This window comes from Achromobacter sp. AONIH1, assembly GCF_002902905.1.
In the GTDB taxonomy this organism is placed as follows: Bacteria; Pseudomonadota; Gammaproteobacteria; order Burkholderiales; family Burkholderiaceae_B; genus Achromobacter.
Genome location: NZ_CP026124.1, coordinates 4,046,003 through 4,060,811 on the forward strand (window position 1 = coordinate 4,046,003; position 14,809 = coordinate 4,060,811).

At 70.3% G+C, this 14,809-nt stretch carries 14 protein-coding genes; 3 read left to right on the forward strand and 11 right to left on the reverse strand.

Annotated features, from left to right (window positions below; all coding sequences use genetic code 11):
• Nucleotides 1-9: 9 nt before the first annotated feature.
• From C2U31_RS18605 to C2U31_RS18615, 3 genes are all read right to left on the reverse strand, one after another.
• On the reverse strand, nt 10-1,212 hold the full coding sequence (locus C2U31_RS18605; protein WP_103274126.1) for an MFS transporter: 1,203 nt from the start codon (nt 1,210-1,212) through the stop codon (nt 10-12).
• A 159-nt stretch (nt 1,213-1,371) separates the two neighbouring features.
• Nucleotides 1,372-2,571, reverse strand: coding sequence for a DUF1501 domain-containing protein (locus C2U31_RS18610; protein ID WP_103274127.1), 1,200 nt, complete (start codon nt 2,569-2,571; stop codon nt 1,372-1,374).
• A gap of 43 nt (nt 2,572-2,614) precedes the next feature.
• Nucleotides 2,615-4,222: a DUF1800 domain-containing protein gene (locus C2U31_RS18615; RefSeq protein ID WP_233772416.1), complete on the reverse strand. Its 1,608-nt coding sequence runs from the start codon at nt 4,220-4,222 to the stop codon at nt 2,615-2,617.
• Nucleotides 4,223-4,464: 242 nt separating this feature from the next.
• Here C2U31_RS18615 and C2U31_RS18620 point away from each other — a divergent pair, with 242 nt between their 5' ends.
• Nucleotides 4,465-4,785 carry a hypothetical protein gene (locus tag C2U31_RS18620; protein ID WP_103274129.1) on the forward strand — a complete coding sequence of 107 codons (321 nt, stop codon included), beginning with the start codon at nt 4,465-4,467 and terminating at the stop codon, nt 4,783-4,785.
• Here C2U31_RS18620 and C2U31_RS18625 read toward each other — a convergent pair.
• The 4 genes from C2U31_RS18625 to phrB all read right to left on the reverse strand — a co-directional run bounded on the left by C2U31_RS18625 (nt 4,782) and on the right by phrB (nt 9,362).
• The gene (locus C2U31_RS18625; protein WP_103274130.1) at nt 4,782-5,429 is read right to left on the reverse strand and encodes a hypothetical protein; all 648 of its coding nucleotides are present in this window, start codon (nt 5,427-5,429) and stop codon (nt 4,782-4,784) included. The two genes, C2U31_RS18620 and C2U31_RS18625, sit on opposite strands and share 4 nt — an antisense overlap.
• 15 nt (nt 5,430-5,444) lie before the next feature.
• Nucleotides 5,445-5,933, reverse strand: a complete 489-nt coding sequence (locus C2U31_RS18630) for a type III secretion system chaperone (RefSeq protein ID WP_103274131.1) — start codon at nt 5,931-5,933, stop codon at nt 5,445-5,447.
• A gap of 60 nt (nt 5,934-5,993) precedes the next feature.
• Complete coding sequence (locus C2U31_RS18635; protein ID WP_103274132.1) at nt 5,994-7,676, reverse strand: PAS domain-containing methyl-accepting chemotaxis protein; 1,683 nt, start codon at nt 7,674-7,676, stop codon at nt 5,994-5,996.
• A 234-nt stretch (nt 7,677-7,910) separates the two neighbouring features.
• Complete coding sequence (gene phrB / locus C2U31_RS18640; protein ID WP_233772417.1) at nt 7,911-9,362, reverse strand: deoxyribodipyrimidine photo-lyase; 1,452 nt, start codon at nt 9,360-9,362, stop codon at nt 7,911-7,913.
• 236 nt (nt 9,363-9,598) lie between these two features.
• Here phrB and C2U31_RS18645 point away from each other — a divergent pair, with 236 nt between their 5' ends.
• The gene (locus C2U31_RS18645) at nt 9,599-11,047 is read left to right on the forward strand and encodes a CoA transferase (protein WP_103274134.1); all 1,449 of its coding nucleotides are present in this window, start codon (nt 9,599-9,601) and stop codon (nt 11,045-11,047) included.
• A 43-nt stretch (nt 11,048-11,090) separates the two neighbouring features.
• Here C2U31_RS18645 and C2U31_RS18650 read toward each other — a convergent pair whose 3' ends face one another.
• From C2U31_RS18650 to C2U31_RS30815, 3 genes are all read right to left on the reverse strand, one after another.
• Nucleotides 11,091-11,630, reverse strand: a complete 540-nt coding sequence (locus tag C2U31_RS18650) for a peroxiredoxin (RefSeq protein WP_103274135.1) — start codon at nt 11,628-11,630, stop codon at nt 11,091-11,093.
• Nucleotides 11,631-11,745: 115 nt separating this feature from the next.
• Nucleotides 11,746-13,053 carry a YXWGXW repeat-containing protein gene (locus C2U31_RS18655; RefSeq protein ID WP_103274136.1) on the reverse strand — a complete coding sequence of 436 codons (1,308 nt, stop codon included), beginning with the start codon at nt 13,051-13,053 and terminating at the stop codon, nt 11,746-11,748.
• A 31-nt stretch (nt 13,054-13,084) separates the two neighbouring features.
• Nucleotides 13,085-13,240 (reverse strand): hypothetical protein, encoded by a 156-nt coding sequence (locus tag C2U31_RS30815; RefSeq protein ID WP_199770848.1) that lies wholly within the window; start codon nt 13,238-13,240, stop codon nt 13,085-13,087.
• Between the two features lie 363 nt (nt 13,241-13,603).
• On the opposite strand from C2U31_RS30815, the gene C2U31_RS18660 reads away from it, so the two are divergent.
• The gene (locus C2U31_RS18660) at nt 13,604-14,233 is read left to right on the forward strand and encodes a dihydrofolate reductase family protein (protein ID WP_103274137.1); all 630 of its coding nucleotides are present in this window, start codon (nt 13,604-13,606) and stop codon (nt 14,231-14,233) included.
• 4 nt (nt 14,234-14,237) lie between these two features.
• Here C2U31_RS18660 and C2U31_RS18665 read toward each other — a convergent pair whose 3' ends face one another.
• Nucleotides 14,238-14,807 carry a cysteine hydrolase family protein gene (locus tag C2U31_RS18665; RefSeq protein WP_103274138.1) on the reverse strand — a complete coding sequence of 190 codons (570 nt, stop codon included), beginning with the start codon at nt 14,805-14,807 and terminating at the stop codon, nt 14,238-14,240.
• Nucleotides 14,808-14,809: the final 2 nt, after the last annotated feature.

A 14,809-nucleotide genomic window follows, 5' to 3' on the forward strand; every position in this document is an offset into this window, starting at 1 on the left:
GACTCCTGGTCAGGCGTTCGAGCGCAGCGGCAGGGCTTCGCCGCCGGCTTGTCCGGCCAGTGTAGCCGCGCGGCGGCCGTGGCGGCGGGTGCCCCACAGCGTCAGCAGCAGCGCCGCCATGGCGATGGCGGCGGACATCCAGGGCAGGCCGGTCAGCGGCAGGCCGCTGCCCAGCGCCATGCTGCCCAGCCAGGCGCCGCCGGCGTTGCCCAGGTTGAACGCGCCCTGGTTCAGCGTGGACGCCAGGTTGGGCGCTTCGGCCGCCTGGTCCACGATCAGCGTCTGCAGCAGCGGCACCAGCGCGAAGCCCAGCGTGCCCCAGACGAACACCAGCGCCAGCATGGGCGCCAGCGCGTGCACCGCCTGCGACAGCGCCAGGAACACCAGCACCAGCCCCGCGAACATGCGCGTCAGCCAGAATTCCAGGTTGCGGTCGCCCAGCCGGCCGCCCAGAGTGCTGCCCACGGTCAGCGCCACGCCGAACAGCAGCAGCACGCCGGTGACGCCGCGCTCGGACACGCCGGTCACGTCGCGCAGTAGCGGCGCGATATAGGTCAGCACGCAGAACAGGGCGGCCGAGGCCAGCACGCTGGCGGCCAGCGGCCATAGCACGCGCGGATCGCGCAGCACCTTGAATTCGCGCAGGATGTTGCCGGGCTGCATCGGGATGCGGGCCGGCAGCCAGGCCGCCAGCGCCGCCACCGCGAGCAGGCCGATGCCGCTGACCACCCAGAAGGTCGAGCGCCAGCCGGCGGCCTGGCCCAGTGCCGTGCCCAGCGGCACGCCCAGCACATTGGCCAGCGTCAGGCCGGTGAACATCAGCGCGATGGCGCTGGAGCGCTGGTTGCGCGGCACAAGGTCGGCGGCCACCACCGCGCCGATGCCGAAGAAGGCGCCGTGGCAGAAGGCCGTGAACACGCGCGCCGCCATCAACGTGGCGTAGCCGGGCGCCAGCGCGCACAGCAGGTTGCCGATCACGAAGGTGCTGGCCAGCCCGATCAGCGTGGTCTTGCGCGGCAGCCGGGCGGTGATGATGGCCATGATGGGCGCGCCGATCACCACGCCCATGGCGTAGCCGGTGATCAAGAGGCCGGTAATGTCGATCGACACGCCCAGGTCGGCGGCCACGTCGGGCAGCAGGCCCATGATGACGAATTCGCTGGTGCCGATGCCGAAAGCGGCGGCGGCCAGCGCGATGAGGTGCAAGGGCATGGAAAGAGCCGGGAAGGGCGCGGCCCTGGGAAAGGGGCCTGGCGGCATGGGAAACCCACGAATTCTAGAACAAGGCGTCGCCGCGTCGCGAGCAATGCCCTGTCGGCATCGTGGAAATCAGCCTTTGTCCCGGCCGGGCTGGCGGGCTTGCGGCCGCGTTCAGACCAGTTTCAGGTCCAGCGGCCGCACGCCCGGAAACACCTGCGCCAGCCGCGCCGCGTCCAGTCCGTACAGGCGCGCGAACAGGCCGGCGAAGACGGCGCGGTACTCGTTCAGCACCGGGTAGTCGCGGTCCTGGAACAGCGTGTCGCGGCGCACCTCGACCTGGCGGCCGGCGATGCGCCCGCCGCGCACCGCGCCGCCCATCACCCAGTACACGGTGCCGTGGCCATGGTCGGTGCCCTTGTTGCCGTTCTCGCGGAAGGTGCGGCCGAATTCGCTGATGACCACCACCGTGGTCCGCTTCCAGGCATCGCCCATGGCGTCGGCGTAGGCCGCCAGCGCGCGTCCCAGCTGGCCCAGCCGCGTGGCCAGCGCGCCGCTGGCGCCGCCCTGGCCCACGTGGGTGTCCCAGCCGCCCACGTCGACGAAGCCCAGGTTGTATTGGTCGCGCATGAAGCGGGCGATGCGTCGCGCCTCCTGTTCGAGCCGGTCGGCCGACACGGCGTTGCCGTTGGCGGCCTGCATCTCCGCGTCCATTTCCTGGCGCGCCGCGCTCATGATGCGCTGGCCCTCGGCCACGGTCGCGTTCAGCTCGGTGCGCCGGTACATGGACGCGATGGCCTGGTTGTCCTTGTCGTTCAGCCGCGACTGGCGGCTGGCGCCGCCCAGGTCCACGTTGGGCACGTGGGCCGCGCCCCGGCAGATCTGCGGCACGTCCTCGGTGAAGGCGGCGGCCTGTCCGCGCCCATCGCCCAGCACGCCCGCCAGCCGGTTCAGAAAGCCCGAGCCGTAGCCTGCGCCGCCCTTGTCCAACCCCTGGCCCAGCTCGATGCGGTTCTGCGTCTCGAAATGGCTGCGGCTGGTGTCCTCGGTGCCGGCGAAGGGCAGGAAGGCCAGCTCGCGGCGCTGGTAGAACGGCATCAGGCTGGCGGCCAGCGCGGGATGCAGCGCCCAGCCGTCGGCCAGCGGCAGCGCGGCGTCGGCGCCGCTGCCGGGGCGGGGGATGGCGATGGTGGGCCGCGACTCGTAATAGAAGTCGCTGGCGGCCGGCACCAGCAGGCTGGCGGCGTCGTAGGCGCCGCGCATGAATACGACCAGCAGCCGGTTGTCCCGCGCGGCCGGCGCGGCGTAGAGGCGGCCGGCGCCCAGCGCGAAGGGGGCGGCGGCCATGAGTTGGAGCAGGTGGCGACGGTGCATGAGGATCTCCGGGGCGGACGGGGCCGTGTTGTGCGGGCGGGGACTAGCGCCGCATGAATTCCGGCGAGGCCAGCAGGTAGGTATTGACGTCGCGCGGATTGGCGGCCTGCGCCAGCGCCTGGCGCGTGTCGGGCGACAGCCGGTCGAACAGCCCGGTGCCGGCATAGGCCTTGAGCAGGTCGGGCAGGCGCGGCGAGGGCGGCTGCTGCGTCTGCTGCTGCTGCTGCTGCTGCTGCTGCTGCTGCTGCTGCTGCTGCTGCTGCTGCTGCTGCGGGTTCTCGGCGGGATCGCGGTAGAAGTTCGGCGGCGCCGCGGCGATCGCGCGCGCCGTCTCGAAGCGCGCCGTCATCTGGCCGGGGCCGGCCCAGTCCGATTGCGCCAGCGGGTAGCCGTCGGGCGTGAGGCGCTGGTTCAGCGGCTGGCCGAGCTGGCGCAGCAGGTTCAGCGCGGGCCGGGGATTGACGATGGTCGGCATGCCGGCATAGGCCAGCCGCAGCGACGAATACACATAGTGCACCGGGTCCTTGAACACGCCGGCGTCCAGCGAGCGCGCGAATTCGGGCGAGGCGTACAGCGTCTGCAGCACGGCGGCGATGTCGCCGTCGCTGGCCAGGAAGGTGCGCGCCATCCTGTCGACCAGCGCGGGCGGCGGCGCGTCGCCCAGGAAATAGGCCGCCAGCTTGGCGCTGATGAAATGGGCGGTGGCCGGATGGCGCGCCAGCAGATCCACGGCCTGGTCGACTTCTGCCAGGCCGGCGCCGGCGATGCGGTGGCCCAGGAACTGCTTGTCGCCGTAGTCGTGGCGCGCCGGATTGAACAGGAACAGCCCGTCCTGCACCACCTGCGCGCGCAGCTCGGGCCGCAGCTTGGGCGGCTCGTCGGGCCGGCCGATGCCCAGGCCGGTGAGGATGCGCGCCAGCTCCTGCACGTCCGCCTGCGTATAGCCGCCTTTCACGCCCAGCGTGTGCAGCTCCATCAGCTCGCGCGCATAGTTCTCGTTGATCTTGCCGGCCGCGTTCTGCGCATTGTCCAGGTACAGCAGCATGGCCGGCGAGCGGATGGTCGCGGCCAGCAGGTCGCGGAACTTACCGAGCGCGTGCGCCCGGATGGCGCGGTCTTCATAGCTGCCGATGAAGGCGCCCACGTCGCCCTTGGGGGCGTAGACGTTGAAGTGGTTCATCCAGAACCAGGTCATCTGCTCCTGCAGCTGGTTGGGCGAGTACAACGCGCGCCAGACCGCGCGGTCGGCCGTGGCGTCGGCGCGGTCGCGGGCGATCACGCGCGCGTCCCGCTGCGCCTGGACCCGGGCGTCGGGCGTCTGGTCCTTGGCGTCCTGGCGCAGCCGGCGCTGTTCGGCCTGCGCATCCTCGTCCGACTGCCGCGAGATCGGCAGGGCGTCGATGCGCCGCTGGACCTCGGGCGGCAGGGCGGCGCCGGGGGCGGGGTGCAGTTGGGCCTGGAGATAGCGCTCCGGCCCCAGTTCGCGGATGCGGGCCAGCTCGGCCGGCGTGGCGCCCCAGGTGATGCGGTTGACCAGCGCAGCCTCGCGCGCCGGGTCCGCCGCCGGCGGCTGGGCCAGCGCGGCGGCCGCCAGCGGCAGCAGCAGGAGGGGGGCAAGACACGGCAGAATGCGGCGGTGCAAGATGGGCATGGACGGACACCAGGAAAAGGGCGCGCGATCAAGCATATGACGCGATCATCGCCCGGACATTCCCGTTTCGCCGCGACTTGAAACGCACGGAAACGGATGGTTGTCGCCGGGCCGGCAGGGCGCGGGCAGGGCTGTCCGGCCGACGCGCTATCCCTGTATCAAGCGGGGCCATTGCCGATTTATCCGCGCCGCCCGCCTATGATGTCGCTGACGCCACCGCCGCACGCACAAGGAGCCCGACCATGCAAGGAATGACCGAACGCCTGGAGGCCATGCTGGCCAAGGGTACGGACAACATGCTGCTGCGCTTCTCGCTGGGCAAGGCCTACGCCGAGCAGGACTGCTACGGCGACGCCGAAAGGCATCTGCGCGTGGCGCTGGAATTCGATCCCGACTATTCGGTGGCCTGGAAGTGGCTGGGCAAGGCCTGCCTGGGGCAGGGCGACAAGGCCGGCGCGCGCGCGGCCTGGGAGTCCGGCCTGGAAGCGGCGCGGGCGCGCGGCGACCAGCAGGTGGTGAAGGAACTGCAGGTCTTCATGAAGCGGCTGGACAAGCAAGCCTAGACCGGGCCGCCGAACGCGTCGTCGAGCGTCGCGCCCGCGCGCGCCAGCTGCCGCGTCTGGTTGAGATAGCGTGAATAGCCCTGCGGATCCTTCGCGATGGTGTCGACGGCATCCATGCCCAGGTTCAGCGTCAGCATGGCGAACGGGCTGCCCTTGGTCAGCACGTGCGCGCCCAGTTTCACGCTGCTCAGCGCGACCTGCTTCAGGTCGTTCTGTTGCACGCCCTTGCCGATATCCACGATCATTTCCACCGAGTCGGCGATCAAGCCGAACTTGATGCCCGGCGGCTTCTTGGGCGTGGACACATCCAGCGTCTCTTTCATTGCGTCCGTCAGCGGACCCTTGACGATTCCGCTGGCCAGGGTGGAGCCAGAGGAGATCACGGCGCCCGCGTCTCCTTCCTGGCAGCCCTTGACGAAGCCGAGCGTGGCGCTGCCGATGCCGAGCTGGCGCTGCACGAGGCCGAAGAGATGTTTCGGCGTGTCCTTGTGCACGAACGCTTCGCCGACCGCATTCATTGCGCTGGCCGAATCGCTGAGCGTCTTTTGCGCGTCGCCCGCGCCGCGCTGCGATTCGGTCGCGCTGGCGTGGGTATTGAACACGGGGATGAGGCTGGCGCCTATATTGTTGAACGGCGTGCTCATATCGCGTTTCCCCGATCAAATGAACTGCTGGACTTCGTCAGACAAGGCCGGCTCAGGCAGATCTGCCGCCTGCGCGAGCAGGCTCTCGATCTGGCGGCTGGCGATGGCGCCGGCCAGCGCATCGACCTGCATGCCAAAGGCCGCAAGCAGCTCAAGAAAGGCCTCGCCCCGCCAATCGTCCTGCGCCGGCGCCCACAGCAGGCGCAGTATCAGGGTCTGTTCCGCAGGATGCAGCCCGATGCTGCTGGGATAGGCCATGCCGGGCACTACGTTGGCCGCGAGCAAGGCCCGGAACAGGTTGGCGGACATGGTCTCGTCGGTTTCCGACAAGGCGCCCGTCAGCACCAATGCCGGCTGCCCGCGCACCGGCTCGATCAAGATGGCGCGGTCGCCGCGCGTATACAGGCTGAACGCCCCTTCGTCGGTGGCGCTGATGATGACTCCCAGCGCGGATTCGATCTGCCCGATCCAGTCCCTCAGCTCGGTGGCGGCGTTGGCTTGCATGTCACGCTCCGGGGTAAAGAGCGTGGGTAACGGGCGGCGGGCGAAGGTTCCCGCCTGTTTTCAGGGCAGCTGCCGTTCCAGCAGCGGAATCTGCCTGCGCGGCGAGGGCAGGGGCTCGGCCTGCGCAATGGGACGCCTGGGCATGGCGCCCTGGGCGCCGGCAACCCTGAACACCTCGATGGCATGGCGCAAGTGCGCGCCGCGCGTGCGCAGATTGTCCACCGCCAGGCTGGCCTGTTCCACCCGCGCCGCGTTGCGCTGCGCCGCGGTGTCGGTCTCGGAAATGGTGCGGCTGACGTTGTCGATGCCGGTGTGCTGCTCGGACGAGATGGCGGCGATCTCGTTGACGATCTGCGTCACCTGCTTCACGGATGTCTCGATGTCCAGCATGGCGTCGCCGGCGCGCTCCACGTGGCGCACGCCTTCGGCCACCCGCTGGTTGGATGTCTCGATCAGTTCCTTGATCTCGCGCGCCGCCGTGCCGCTTTTCTGCGCCAGGCTGCGCACCTCGGCCGCCACCACCGCGAAACCCTTGCCGGCGCCGCCGGCCCGGGCGGCCTCCACGGCGGCATTGAGCGCCAGGATGTTGGTCTGGAAGGCGATGCCGTCGATGATGCCGACGATCTCCGAAATCCTTGACGTGCTCTGCACGATGCCCTGCATGGCCTGGACCGCGTCGCCCACCACCTCGCCGCCGCGCCGCGCCACGTCGGTGGCCTGGCCGGCCTTCTGGTCGGCCTCGAAGGCGCTGGACGCGTTCTGCTTCACGGTGGACGCCAGCTGCGCCATGCTGGCGGCGGCTTCTTCCAGCGAGGCCGCCTGGCGCTGCGTGTGCGCCGACAGGTCGGCGTTGCCGTCGGCGATCTCGGCGGCCGAATGCAGCGCGCTCTCGATGCCCTGGTGCACGTCGCGGGTGATGCTGACCAGGCTCTTGCGCATCACTTCCAGCGAGAACTTCAGCGCGCCGATCTCGTCGCGCAGGCTGGCCGGCGGCAGCGGCGTGCTGAGATTGCCCGCCGCGATCTGCCGGGTGAAATCGGTGGCCGTGACCAGCAGGCCGGTGATGGAGCGCGCGAAGCCCCACCCCGAGGCGAAGATCAGCGCCACGCCGGCGGCCAGCAGCGCGCCGGCGGCGGCCAGCTCGCGCGTGTCCATGCTGTCATACAGCGCGGCGATGGCCACGCCGGACGCGCCCAGGAACAGCGCGCAGGCCAGGCAGGCCCAGGCCAGCATGCGCGAGCGCACGCCCGTCAGGCGCCACAGCATCAGCCGCGCCAGCAGGCCGCGCAGCCCGGTGGGCTTGGGCTGGCCCGCGCTCAGGCGAACGCCGCGCGCGCCGCTGCGCAGCCGCGCATAGACCGCCTCGGCGGCCTCGACCTGCTCGCGCGTGGGCTTGACGCGCACCGAGGCGTAGCAGATGGTCTCGCCGCGCTCCATGATGGGCGTGACGTTGGCCAGCACCCAGTAATAGCCGCCGTCCTTGCGCCGGTTCTTGACCACGCCGGTCCACGAATCGCCGCGCTGGATGGTGCGCCAGAGGTCGGCGAAGGCCTCTTCCGGCATGTCGGGATGGCGCACGATGTTGTGGGCCGAGCCCACCAGCTCTTCGCGCGAGAAACCGCTGACCTCAACGAACGCCGGGTTGGCGTAGATGATGCGGCCGCGCGCATCCGTGCGGGAAATCAGATACTGCTCATCGTGCAGCGTGTATTCCTGGTCGTACACCGGCTGGTTGTTGCGCATGCGTCTGTCGTCCTGTGATGGGCGTTGGCGAGTTGCAGCCGGATCATCGGGGACGGACGCCAGGGCGATCTTGATTTAGGTCAAGATATTTGAAAATTATGCAAAACGTAAATGCGCGGAGCGAGGCGCGGCGTGATGTGATGGTCGGCTTTGGGTGCGCGGCAAGGGGCGCGTCCCGGCGGCGCGGTATTGGCGCGCCTCGGACCCTGGAACCGGCGCGCGATGCCCGCCGGTTCAGGCGCGCGGCAGATTGCCGAACGCTTCCAGCGCGCGCAGCCGGCTGCCGGCCAGGTCCACGATGGGCGCGGGGTAGCCGGCGGCCGCGCGCTCCATCGGGCTGGGGTCGTGGATGGCGTCGCCGGGCAGGTGCGCCAGCTCGGGCAGCCATTCGCGCAGGAACACGCCGTCCGGATCGAACTTGCGCGATTGCGACAGCGGATTGAACACGCGGAAGTAGGGCACCGCGTCGGCGCCGGTGGACGCGCTCCATTGCCAGCCGCCGTTGTTGGCGGCCAGGTCGCCGTCCACCAGATGCGCCATGAACCAGGCTTCGCCCAGGCGCCAGTCGATCAGCAGGTTCTTGGACAGGAACATCGCCGTCACCATGCGCAGCCGGTTGTGCATCCAGCCCAGCGCCAGCAGCTGGCGCATGGCGGCGTCGACGATGGGGATGCCGGTCCTGCCTTCCTGCCAGGCGAGCAGGTCCTCGGGCGCGTCGCGCCACGGCACGTGGGCGGTTTCCGGCTTCATGGGCCGGTGCATCGACAGCTCGGGATAGGCGGCCAGCAGGTGCTGGTAGAACTCGCGCCACAGCAGTTCATTGATCCAGGTGGCGATGCCGGCCTTGCCGCTGTCCAGCTCGCCCAGGTTCGCCGCCTGCGCCGCGCGCAGCGCCTGGCCGGCCGACAGCACGCCGGCGGCCAGATAGGGCGACAGGCAACTCGTGCCGGGTCGCGACGGGAAGTCGCGGTCGCCCTGGTAGGACTCGATGGCCTCGTCGACAAAGCCGGCCAGCCGCTCGCCGGCGGCATCCTCGCCGGCGGGCCAGAGCGCGCGCACCGCGTCCGAAGGCGGGTCGAAGCCGTCGAAGCGGTTCGGCAGCGCGTCCGCGCTCCAGGCCGGCGGCGTCTGCGGACGGGGCGCGGCGACTGCCGCCAGCGGCGCGCTGCGCAGCTTCTCGCGGCAGGCGCGCGCATAGGGCGTGTAGACGCGGTAGCACTCGCCCTTGCCGGTCAGCACCGAGCCCGGCGGCAGCAGCGTGCCGCCCTGGTGCAGGGTCCATTCCACGTCGGCTTCGCCCAGCGCGGCGGCCACGGCCTCGTCGCGGCGGCGTTCGTTCAGGCCCCACTCCGCGTTGGCGTGGACCCGCGCGATGCCGTGGTCCGCGCAGAAGCGCGCGATGGCATCCGGCGCCTCGCGCCAGTCGTTCACCGTCAACAGCTTCAGGGGGATGCCCCGGGCCTGCAGGTCGCGCGACAGCGCATGCAGGTTGCGCAGCCAGAAGTCGACCTTGGCCGGCGCGTCGCCATGCAGTTTCCATTGTCCGGGCGCTGCGAGGAACAGCGCTGTGACCGTGCCGTCACGCGCGGCGGCGGCCAGGGCGGGATTGTCGTGCGCGCGCAGATCGGTGCGCAGCCAGAACAGCGTATGCATGGGACGTTCCAGGGCGTAGGGGCGTGGGTTCATGCCGGTCTGCGGCAAGGCTGGCATTCTATCCCGCGCGCTTCGGTCCGCGCGCCGGCGCGGCTGCCTGGCAGCCGATGTAAAAACTACGAGCAGATGTGACCGGCCGATCGGGCGCGATGCACGCGGGCGGCGGTATCTGGTCAAACCATGAAACACGCTCGCGCCGTTCGCGTATTGACGGACCGGACCTTGGGCAATGTAATCGGAACGACGACCACCGCAAGATGACTGACGCCATGGGAAATCTGATGGACCTCCGCCCGTCCTTCCTGAAGGGACGCTCCTCCTCCGGCACCACATCGCGCAATGTCCTGCAGGCGCTCTGGCAAGCGGCCGGCATGCCCGATGAAGCGCTGGCGCAGGTGTCGCTGACCGGCGCCGATCCCGTCCTGCCTTCGTCCTTCGCCGTCGGACAGGCGGCGCAAACCAGCATGGCTGCCGCCGCGCTGGCCGCCGCCGAGATCTGGCATCTGCGCGGCGGCGCGCGTCAGCAGGTCAGCGTCGACATGCTGCACGCGGCCCAGGAATGCCGCAGCTACTTTCGCATCAACGGCGTCACGCTCGATCCGTTCGATCCGATCACGGGCGCCTATCGCTGCGGCGACGGCGGCTGGGTCCGCATCCACGCCAACTTCCCCCACCACCGCGACGGCGCGCTTGCCCTGCTGGGCTGCCCGCCGGGCGAAGGCACGACCCGCGCGGCCGTCGAGCGGGCGCTGGCGCGCTGGACCGCCGTCGACTTCGAACAGGCCGCCGCCGACGCCGGCATGGTGGTCGCCGCCATGCGCAGCTTCGATGAATGGGATCATCATCCGCAAGGGCAGGCCGTTGCCGCGCAGCCGCTGTTCACGCTGGAACGCATCGGCGAGGCCGATCCGCGTCCCTTGCCCAAGTATGGTCAGGATCCGCGTCCGCTCACGGACATCCGCGTGCTCGACCTGACCCGCATCATCGCCGGCCCGGTCTGCGGCCGCGCGCTGGCCGCCTATGGCGCCGACGTGATGCTGGTGAATTCCCCGAATCTGCCGAACATCGACAACATCATCGACACCAGCCGGGGCAAGCTGTCCGTGTTCGCCGACCTGGACACGGCCGATGGCCGCATCGCGCTGGGCAACCTGCTGCGCAGCGCGCACGTGTTCGTGCAGGGCTACCGGCCCGGCGCCATGGCGGCGCAGGGCTTCGGCCCGCAGGACGCGGCGCGCATCCGGCCGGGCATCGTCTATGTGTCGCTGTCGGCCTACGGCGAGCATGGCCCCTGGGCCAGGCGCAGGGGCTTCGACTCATTGGTGCAGACCGCGTCCGGCTTCAATCATGCCGAAGCCCAGGCCGCCGGGCAGCCGACGCCCAAGCCGCTGCCCATGCAGATCCTGGACCACGCTTCCGGCTATCTGATGGCCTTCGCCGCGCAGGCCGCGCTGGCGCGTCAGGCCACCGAGGGCGGCAGCTGGCATGTGCGCGTGTCGCTGGCGCAGACCGCGCACTGGCTGCGCGGCCTGGGTCGCATCGAGGGCGGGCTGGCCACGCCCATGCCGGCCATCGATGCCTACCTGCAAACGGAAGCGTCGGGCTTCGGCGAACTGGTCGCCTTGCGCCACGCCGCGCAGTTCTCGCGGACGCCGGCGCGTTGGACCCGGCCGTCCTGTCCGCCGGGCACGCATCCCACGGTCTGGCCCTGGGCCTAGCCTGACCGCACGCCGCCGCTTGCCTTGCGGCGGCCAGATGCGCTCAGAGCTTGCCGGCCTTCCACTCGCGCAACGCGCGCAGCGTGTTGGCGACATGGTGTTCGGGACTCATGTCGGTGTACGAATACAGCACCTTGCCGGCCGGCGAAATCACATAGGACACGCGCTGGGCCATCTCGGGCCGGCGGTCGTGCACCGCGTCGTAGGATTTCATGATCTTGCCGTCGCCATCGGCGGCCACCGCGAACTTGCCCCGGCATTCGCTGACCGAGAACTTGTTCAGCGTGTCGATGTTGTCGGTGGACACGCCGATCACCGTCGCGCCCAGCGCCTTGTATTCATCGGTCGCCTCGGCGAAGTTGTGCGCCTCGATCGTGCAGCCCTGCGTGAAAGCGGCGGGGAAGAAATACAGCACCACCGGCCCCTGCTTGAGCGCTTCGTTCAGCTTGAAGGCATAGACCTGTCCGCCCAGCGAGGCCTGCGTGCTGAAGTCCGGCGCGGGCGCGCCGGCGGGCAGCGCGGCGTGGACGGCGGGGCTGGCGAGTAAGCCGCAAAGCAGCAGGCGGGCGACGAGGCGATTCATGGCGAACTCCGGAAGCAGGATGTAAGGAAGGGGCGCGTCGAGCACGGCGAGCCGGAGTCACTGTAGCGTCGCGCGCGGCCAGGGTCCAGCGCCTGGCCGCGAAGCCGGACGGGGCTTACTCCCTGCCGCGCCGTTCGCCGCCGCCGCGTTCCTCGCCGTGCCGTTGTTCCGGCGGCCTGGATGGATGCGGCGCGCTGGCCGCCGGCTGCGGACGGGGCGCTTCCATGCGCGCGGGCGGCGGACGGGGGGCTTCGACGCGCGCCGGCTGCGGGCGATCGTGGCGCACGGGTTGCGCCAGATTGTCGGGGCCGTGCTCGGGCCGCTGCATGCGCGGCGATGCCCCGGGCGCGCCCTGGGCTTGCGGGGCGGCCGCCGGCGCCTGGAACTGCGGCCGGGGATTGGGCGAGGCCGCCGGTCCCTGCGCGGGGCGCTCGTTGTTGTGCAAGCCTGGTTGGCCGTTGCCGCCTGGGTGCTGCGCAGGGGCGGCGGGCCCCTGGTTGAAGCCGGCGGCGTTCAGGCCGGCCGGATTGGGCCGGCCGGCTTGCGGCGCGCCGGGGTTCGGTCCGCCTCGATTCGGCCCGCCCGCATTCGGCCCTCCAGCATTCGGCCCGCCCATGGGGCGCTGTCCCGGGCCGGCATTCGGCGCGCCGCCGGGACGCGGTCCCGCGCCCGGCGCCGGGCCATGGTCCACGAAGGCCTGCGGCGGGCGGCCCTGGTTGTGCTGGAAGAACTGCCCTCGGTCGGCGCCCGCCGAGCGCGCGAAGCTGCGCTGCGCGGCGGTGGGCGGAATGTGGGCTTCGTTGCGCGCGGCGGCCTCGCGCGGGTCGGCCATGCGCCGGATGCCGTTCGGACCGCCGTTGTAGCTGATGCGGCGGTTGTCGATGTTGTTGACCACCACATTGTGCGTATACACATTGGTGATGTGGGTGACGTTCACATTGGTCACGGCCCGGTTGTAGAAGTAGCGGTCGTGATCCCAGTAGCCGCCCACGAAACCGATGCCGATATAACCGAAGCCGTAGTTGATGCCGCCGTAGAAGCCGATGTGCGGCCCCCAGTAGCCGGCGTGCCACAGATAGATGCCGTCGACGAAACCCCAGTAGCCCGGCGTCCACAGCGCGCCGGTGTACGGCGCCAGCACCCAGGCGCCCGGCACCCAGAAGTAGCCGTTGCGGTTCAGGCTCCAGTAGCCGGGCACCCAGATATAGCCGTCGGCGGGCGGCGGCGGCTGGGTGTAGACGGGCAGGGGCGGCGGCGGGGTGGGACTGCGGTCCACCGGCGCCAGGTTGGCGTTGGCGGGGTCCGACGCGTCATAGGCGGGGGCGGGCGGCGGCGCATAGGTTTGCGCCTGGGCCGCGCCCGTGGCGAACAGGACGGCCGCGGCCAGGGGCCGCAGGAAGGAAAAGCCGATAGGGCGTGTCATGATCGCCTCCGGGGTGAGCGCGGGACGCGGTTCAATAGCCGTGACGATAATAGTAGTGCGGCCCGGGGTAGGCGGGGTAATAGTAGTAATTCGGCGCCGGACGGTAGTAGGCCGGCCGCGCCGGCACCACCACGCATCCGCCCAGCATGCTGGCCAGGGCAAGCACCAGCACCAGGCGCTTCTTCATGGAGGGGCGGGTTTCCGTGGGCGCAAGACGGTCTCCCTCGGCGGGGCGGCACGCGTGCCCGATATGCGCGGTGTGCGGGGTGTGGGAGAGGGTTTCCATGTTCGTGGCTCCTGCGAGCGTCCGGCGCGCGAGCGGCGCCGGTTCTTGCGCTCACAGGAATTAGGCCATCTTCCCCGAAGGATGTTCGGCGCTGTAATCGTTCCGAAACAGCTTTCGCGTGACCGATGTTTGCGCGCTGGTGACCGGCCGTATCGGGCGTTGCCGGGTGTGCGCGGATGACGATATTTGTGACCTTGTGTCGATTCCAGGGCAGTTGATTCGTCGTGACAGAGGGCCCGTCGGGCCCGCCAACCGGAGAACAGCATGCGCAAGCTCGTCGTTTCGACTTTCATCAGCCTGGACGGCGTGGTCCAGGCTCCCGGCGGATCGCAGGAAGACACCAGCGGCGGCTTCCCCTATGGCGGCTGGATGGTGCCCTACGCCGACGAGACCATCGGCAGCCATGTGCGGAACCTGATGGCGGCTCCGTTCGAGCTGCTGCTGGGCCGTCGGACCTACGACATCTTCGCGGGCCACTGGCCGCACATCCCGGCCGATTCCCCCACCCGCCATCTGGCCGACCGCTTGAACGGCGCGACCAAGCGCGTGGCCACGCACCGCCCCGACTCGCTGGCCTGGCGCAACAGCCAGGCGCTGCCAGGCGATCTGGTCGACGCGGTGCGCGCGCTGCAGCGCCAGGACGGCCCCGACCTGCTGACCTTCGGCAGCGGCGACATGGTGCGCCAGCTGCTGGCGGCAGGCCTGGTGGACGATCTGTGGCTGCTGGTCTATCCGGTCATGTTCGGACGCGGACGGCGCATGTTCGGCGACGATGCGCAGCCATCGGCGTTCAGGCTGGCGCACGCGGCCAGCACGCCGGGCGGCGTGGTGTTGACGCGCTATCTGCGCGAGGGCCAGCCGCCGCGCACGGGGTCGTTCAACGCAGCAGCCTGACGGCTCAGGCAAAGCGGCCGAGCAGCGCCTCGGCCGTGACCACCATGCAGTATTCGCCGTCCAGGTTGGCCAGCGACATGGCATGCACCTCGTCCGCGCCGCGTGGCGCGCCGTTCCAGTCCTTGCGCCCGAAGGTGAAACAGCCGTCGGCCACCAGCCAGGTCTGAAAACCCAGGTTGCCCGCCATGCGCACCGTGGCCTCGACCGAGTTGTTCGTGATGACGCCGGCGACGACCAGGGCGTCGTGGCCCGCGTCGCGCAGCCGCTGTTCCAGGCCGGTGCCGATAAAGGCGTTGTTGGTCTGCTTGCCGATGACCGGCTCGCCGGCCGCCGGCAAGGCTTCCGGCTTGAAGGCATGCCCCGGCTGGCCCGGCCGGTAGTGCGATTGCGGATGCGTGGAATCATGGCGCACATGCCACACCGGCCAGCCCTGGCCGCGCCAGTGCGCCAGCAGACGCGCGATCTGCGCCTCGGCCTGGGGATTGTTGCGCTGGCCCCAGCTGGGATGATCGATGGCCTGCTGCAGGTCGATCAGCAGCAGCACGGCGCCGGGCGCGGGAAGCGAGGACGACATGG

Excerpts from the sequence above, each read along its gene's own strand:
- C2U31_RS18605 (WP_103274126.1), bottom strand. The coding sequence starts at position 1,212 with ATGCCCTTGCACCTCATCGCGCTGGCCGCCGCCGCTTTCGGCATCGGC.
- C2U31_RS18610 (WP_103274127.1), bottom strand. The coding sequence starts at position 2,571 with ATGCACCGTCGCCACCTGCTCCAACTCATGGCCGCCGCCCCCTTCGCG.
- C2U31_RS18615 (WP_233772416.1), bottom strand. The coding sequence starts at position 4,222 with ATGCCCATCTTGCACCGCCGCATTCTGCCGTGTCTTGCCCCCCTCCTG.
- C2U31_RS18620 (WP_103274129.1), top strand. The coding sequence starts at position 4,465 with ATGCAAGGAATGACCGAACGCCTGGAGGCCATGCTGGCCAAGGGTACG.
- C2U31_RS18625 (WP_103274130.1), bottom strand. The coding sequence starts at position 5,429 with ATGAGCACGCCGTTCAACAATATAGGCGCCAGCCTCATCCCCGTGTTC.
- C2U31_RS18630 (WP_103274131.1), bottom strand. The coding sequence starts at position 5,933 with ATGCAAGCCAACGCCGCCACCGAGCTGAGGGACTGGATCGGGCAGATC.
- C2U31_RS18635 (WP_103274132.1), bottom strand. The coding sequence starts at position 7,676 with ATGCGCAACAACCAGCCGGTGTACGACCAGGAATACACGCTGCACGAT.
- phrB (WP_233772417.1), bottom strand. The coding sequence starts at position 9,362 with ATGAACCCACGCCCCTACGCCCTGGAACGTCCCATGCATACGCTGTTC.
- C2U31_RS18645 (WP_103274134.1), top strand. The coding sequence starts at position 9,599 with ATGGGAAATCTGATGGACCTCCGCCCGTCCTTCCTGAAGGGACGCTCC.
- C2U31_RS18650 (WP_103274135.1), bottom strand. The coding sequence starts at position 11,630 with ATGAATCGCCTCGTCGCCCGCCTGCTGCTTTGCGGCTTACTCGCCAGC.
- C2U31_RS18655 (WP_103274136.1), bottom strand. The coding sequence starts at position 13,053 with ATGACACGCCCTATCGGCTTTTCCTTCCTGCGGCCCCTGGCCGCGGCC.
- C2U31_RS30815 (WP_199770848.1), bottom strand. The coding sequence starts at position 13,240 with ATGAAGAAGCGCCTGGTGCTGGTGCTTGCCCTGGCCAGCATGCTGGGC.
- C2U31_RS18660 (WP_103274137.1), top strand. The coding sequence starts at position 13,604 with ATGCGCAAGCTCGTCGTTTCGACTTTCATCAGCCTGGACGGCGTGGTC.
- C2U31_RS18665 (WP_103274138.1), bottom strand. The coding sequence starts at position 14,807 with ATGTCGTCCTCGCTTCCCGCGCCCGGCGCCGTGCTGCTGCTGATCGAC.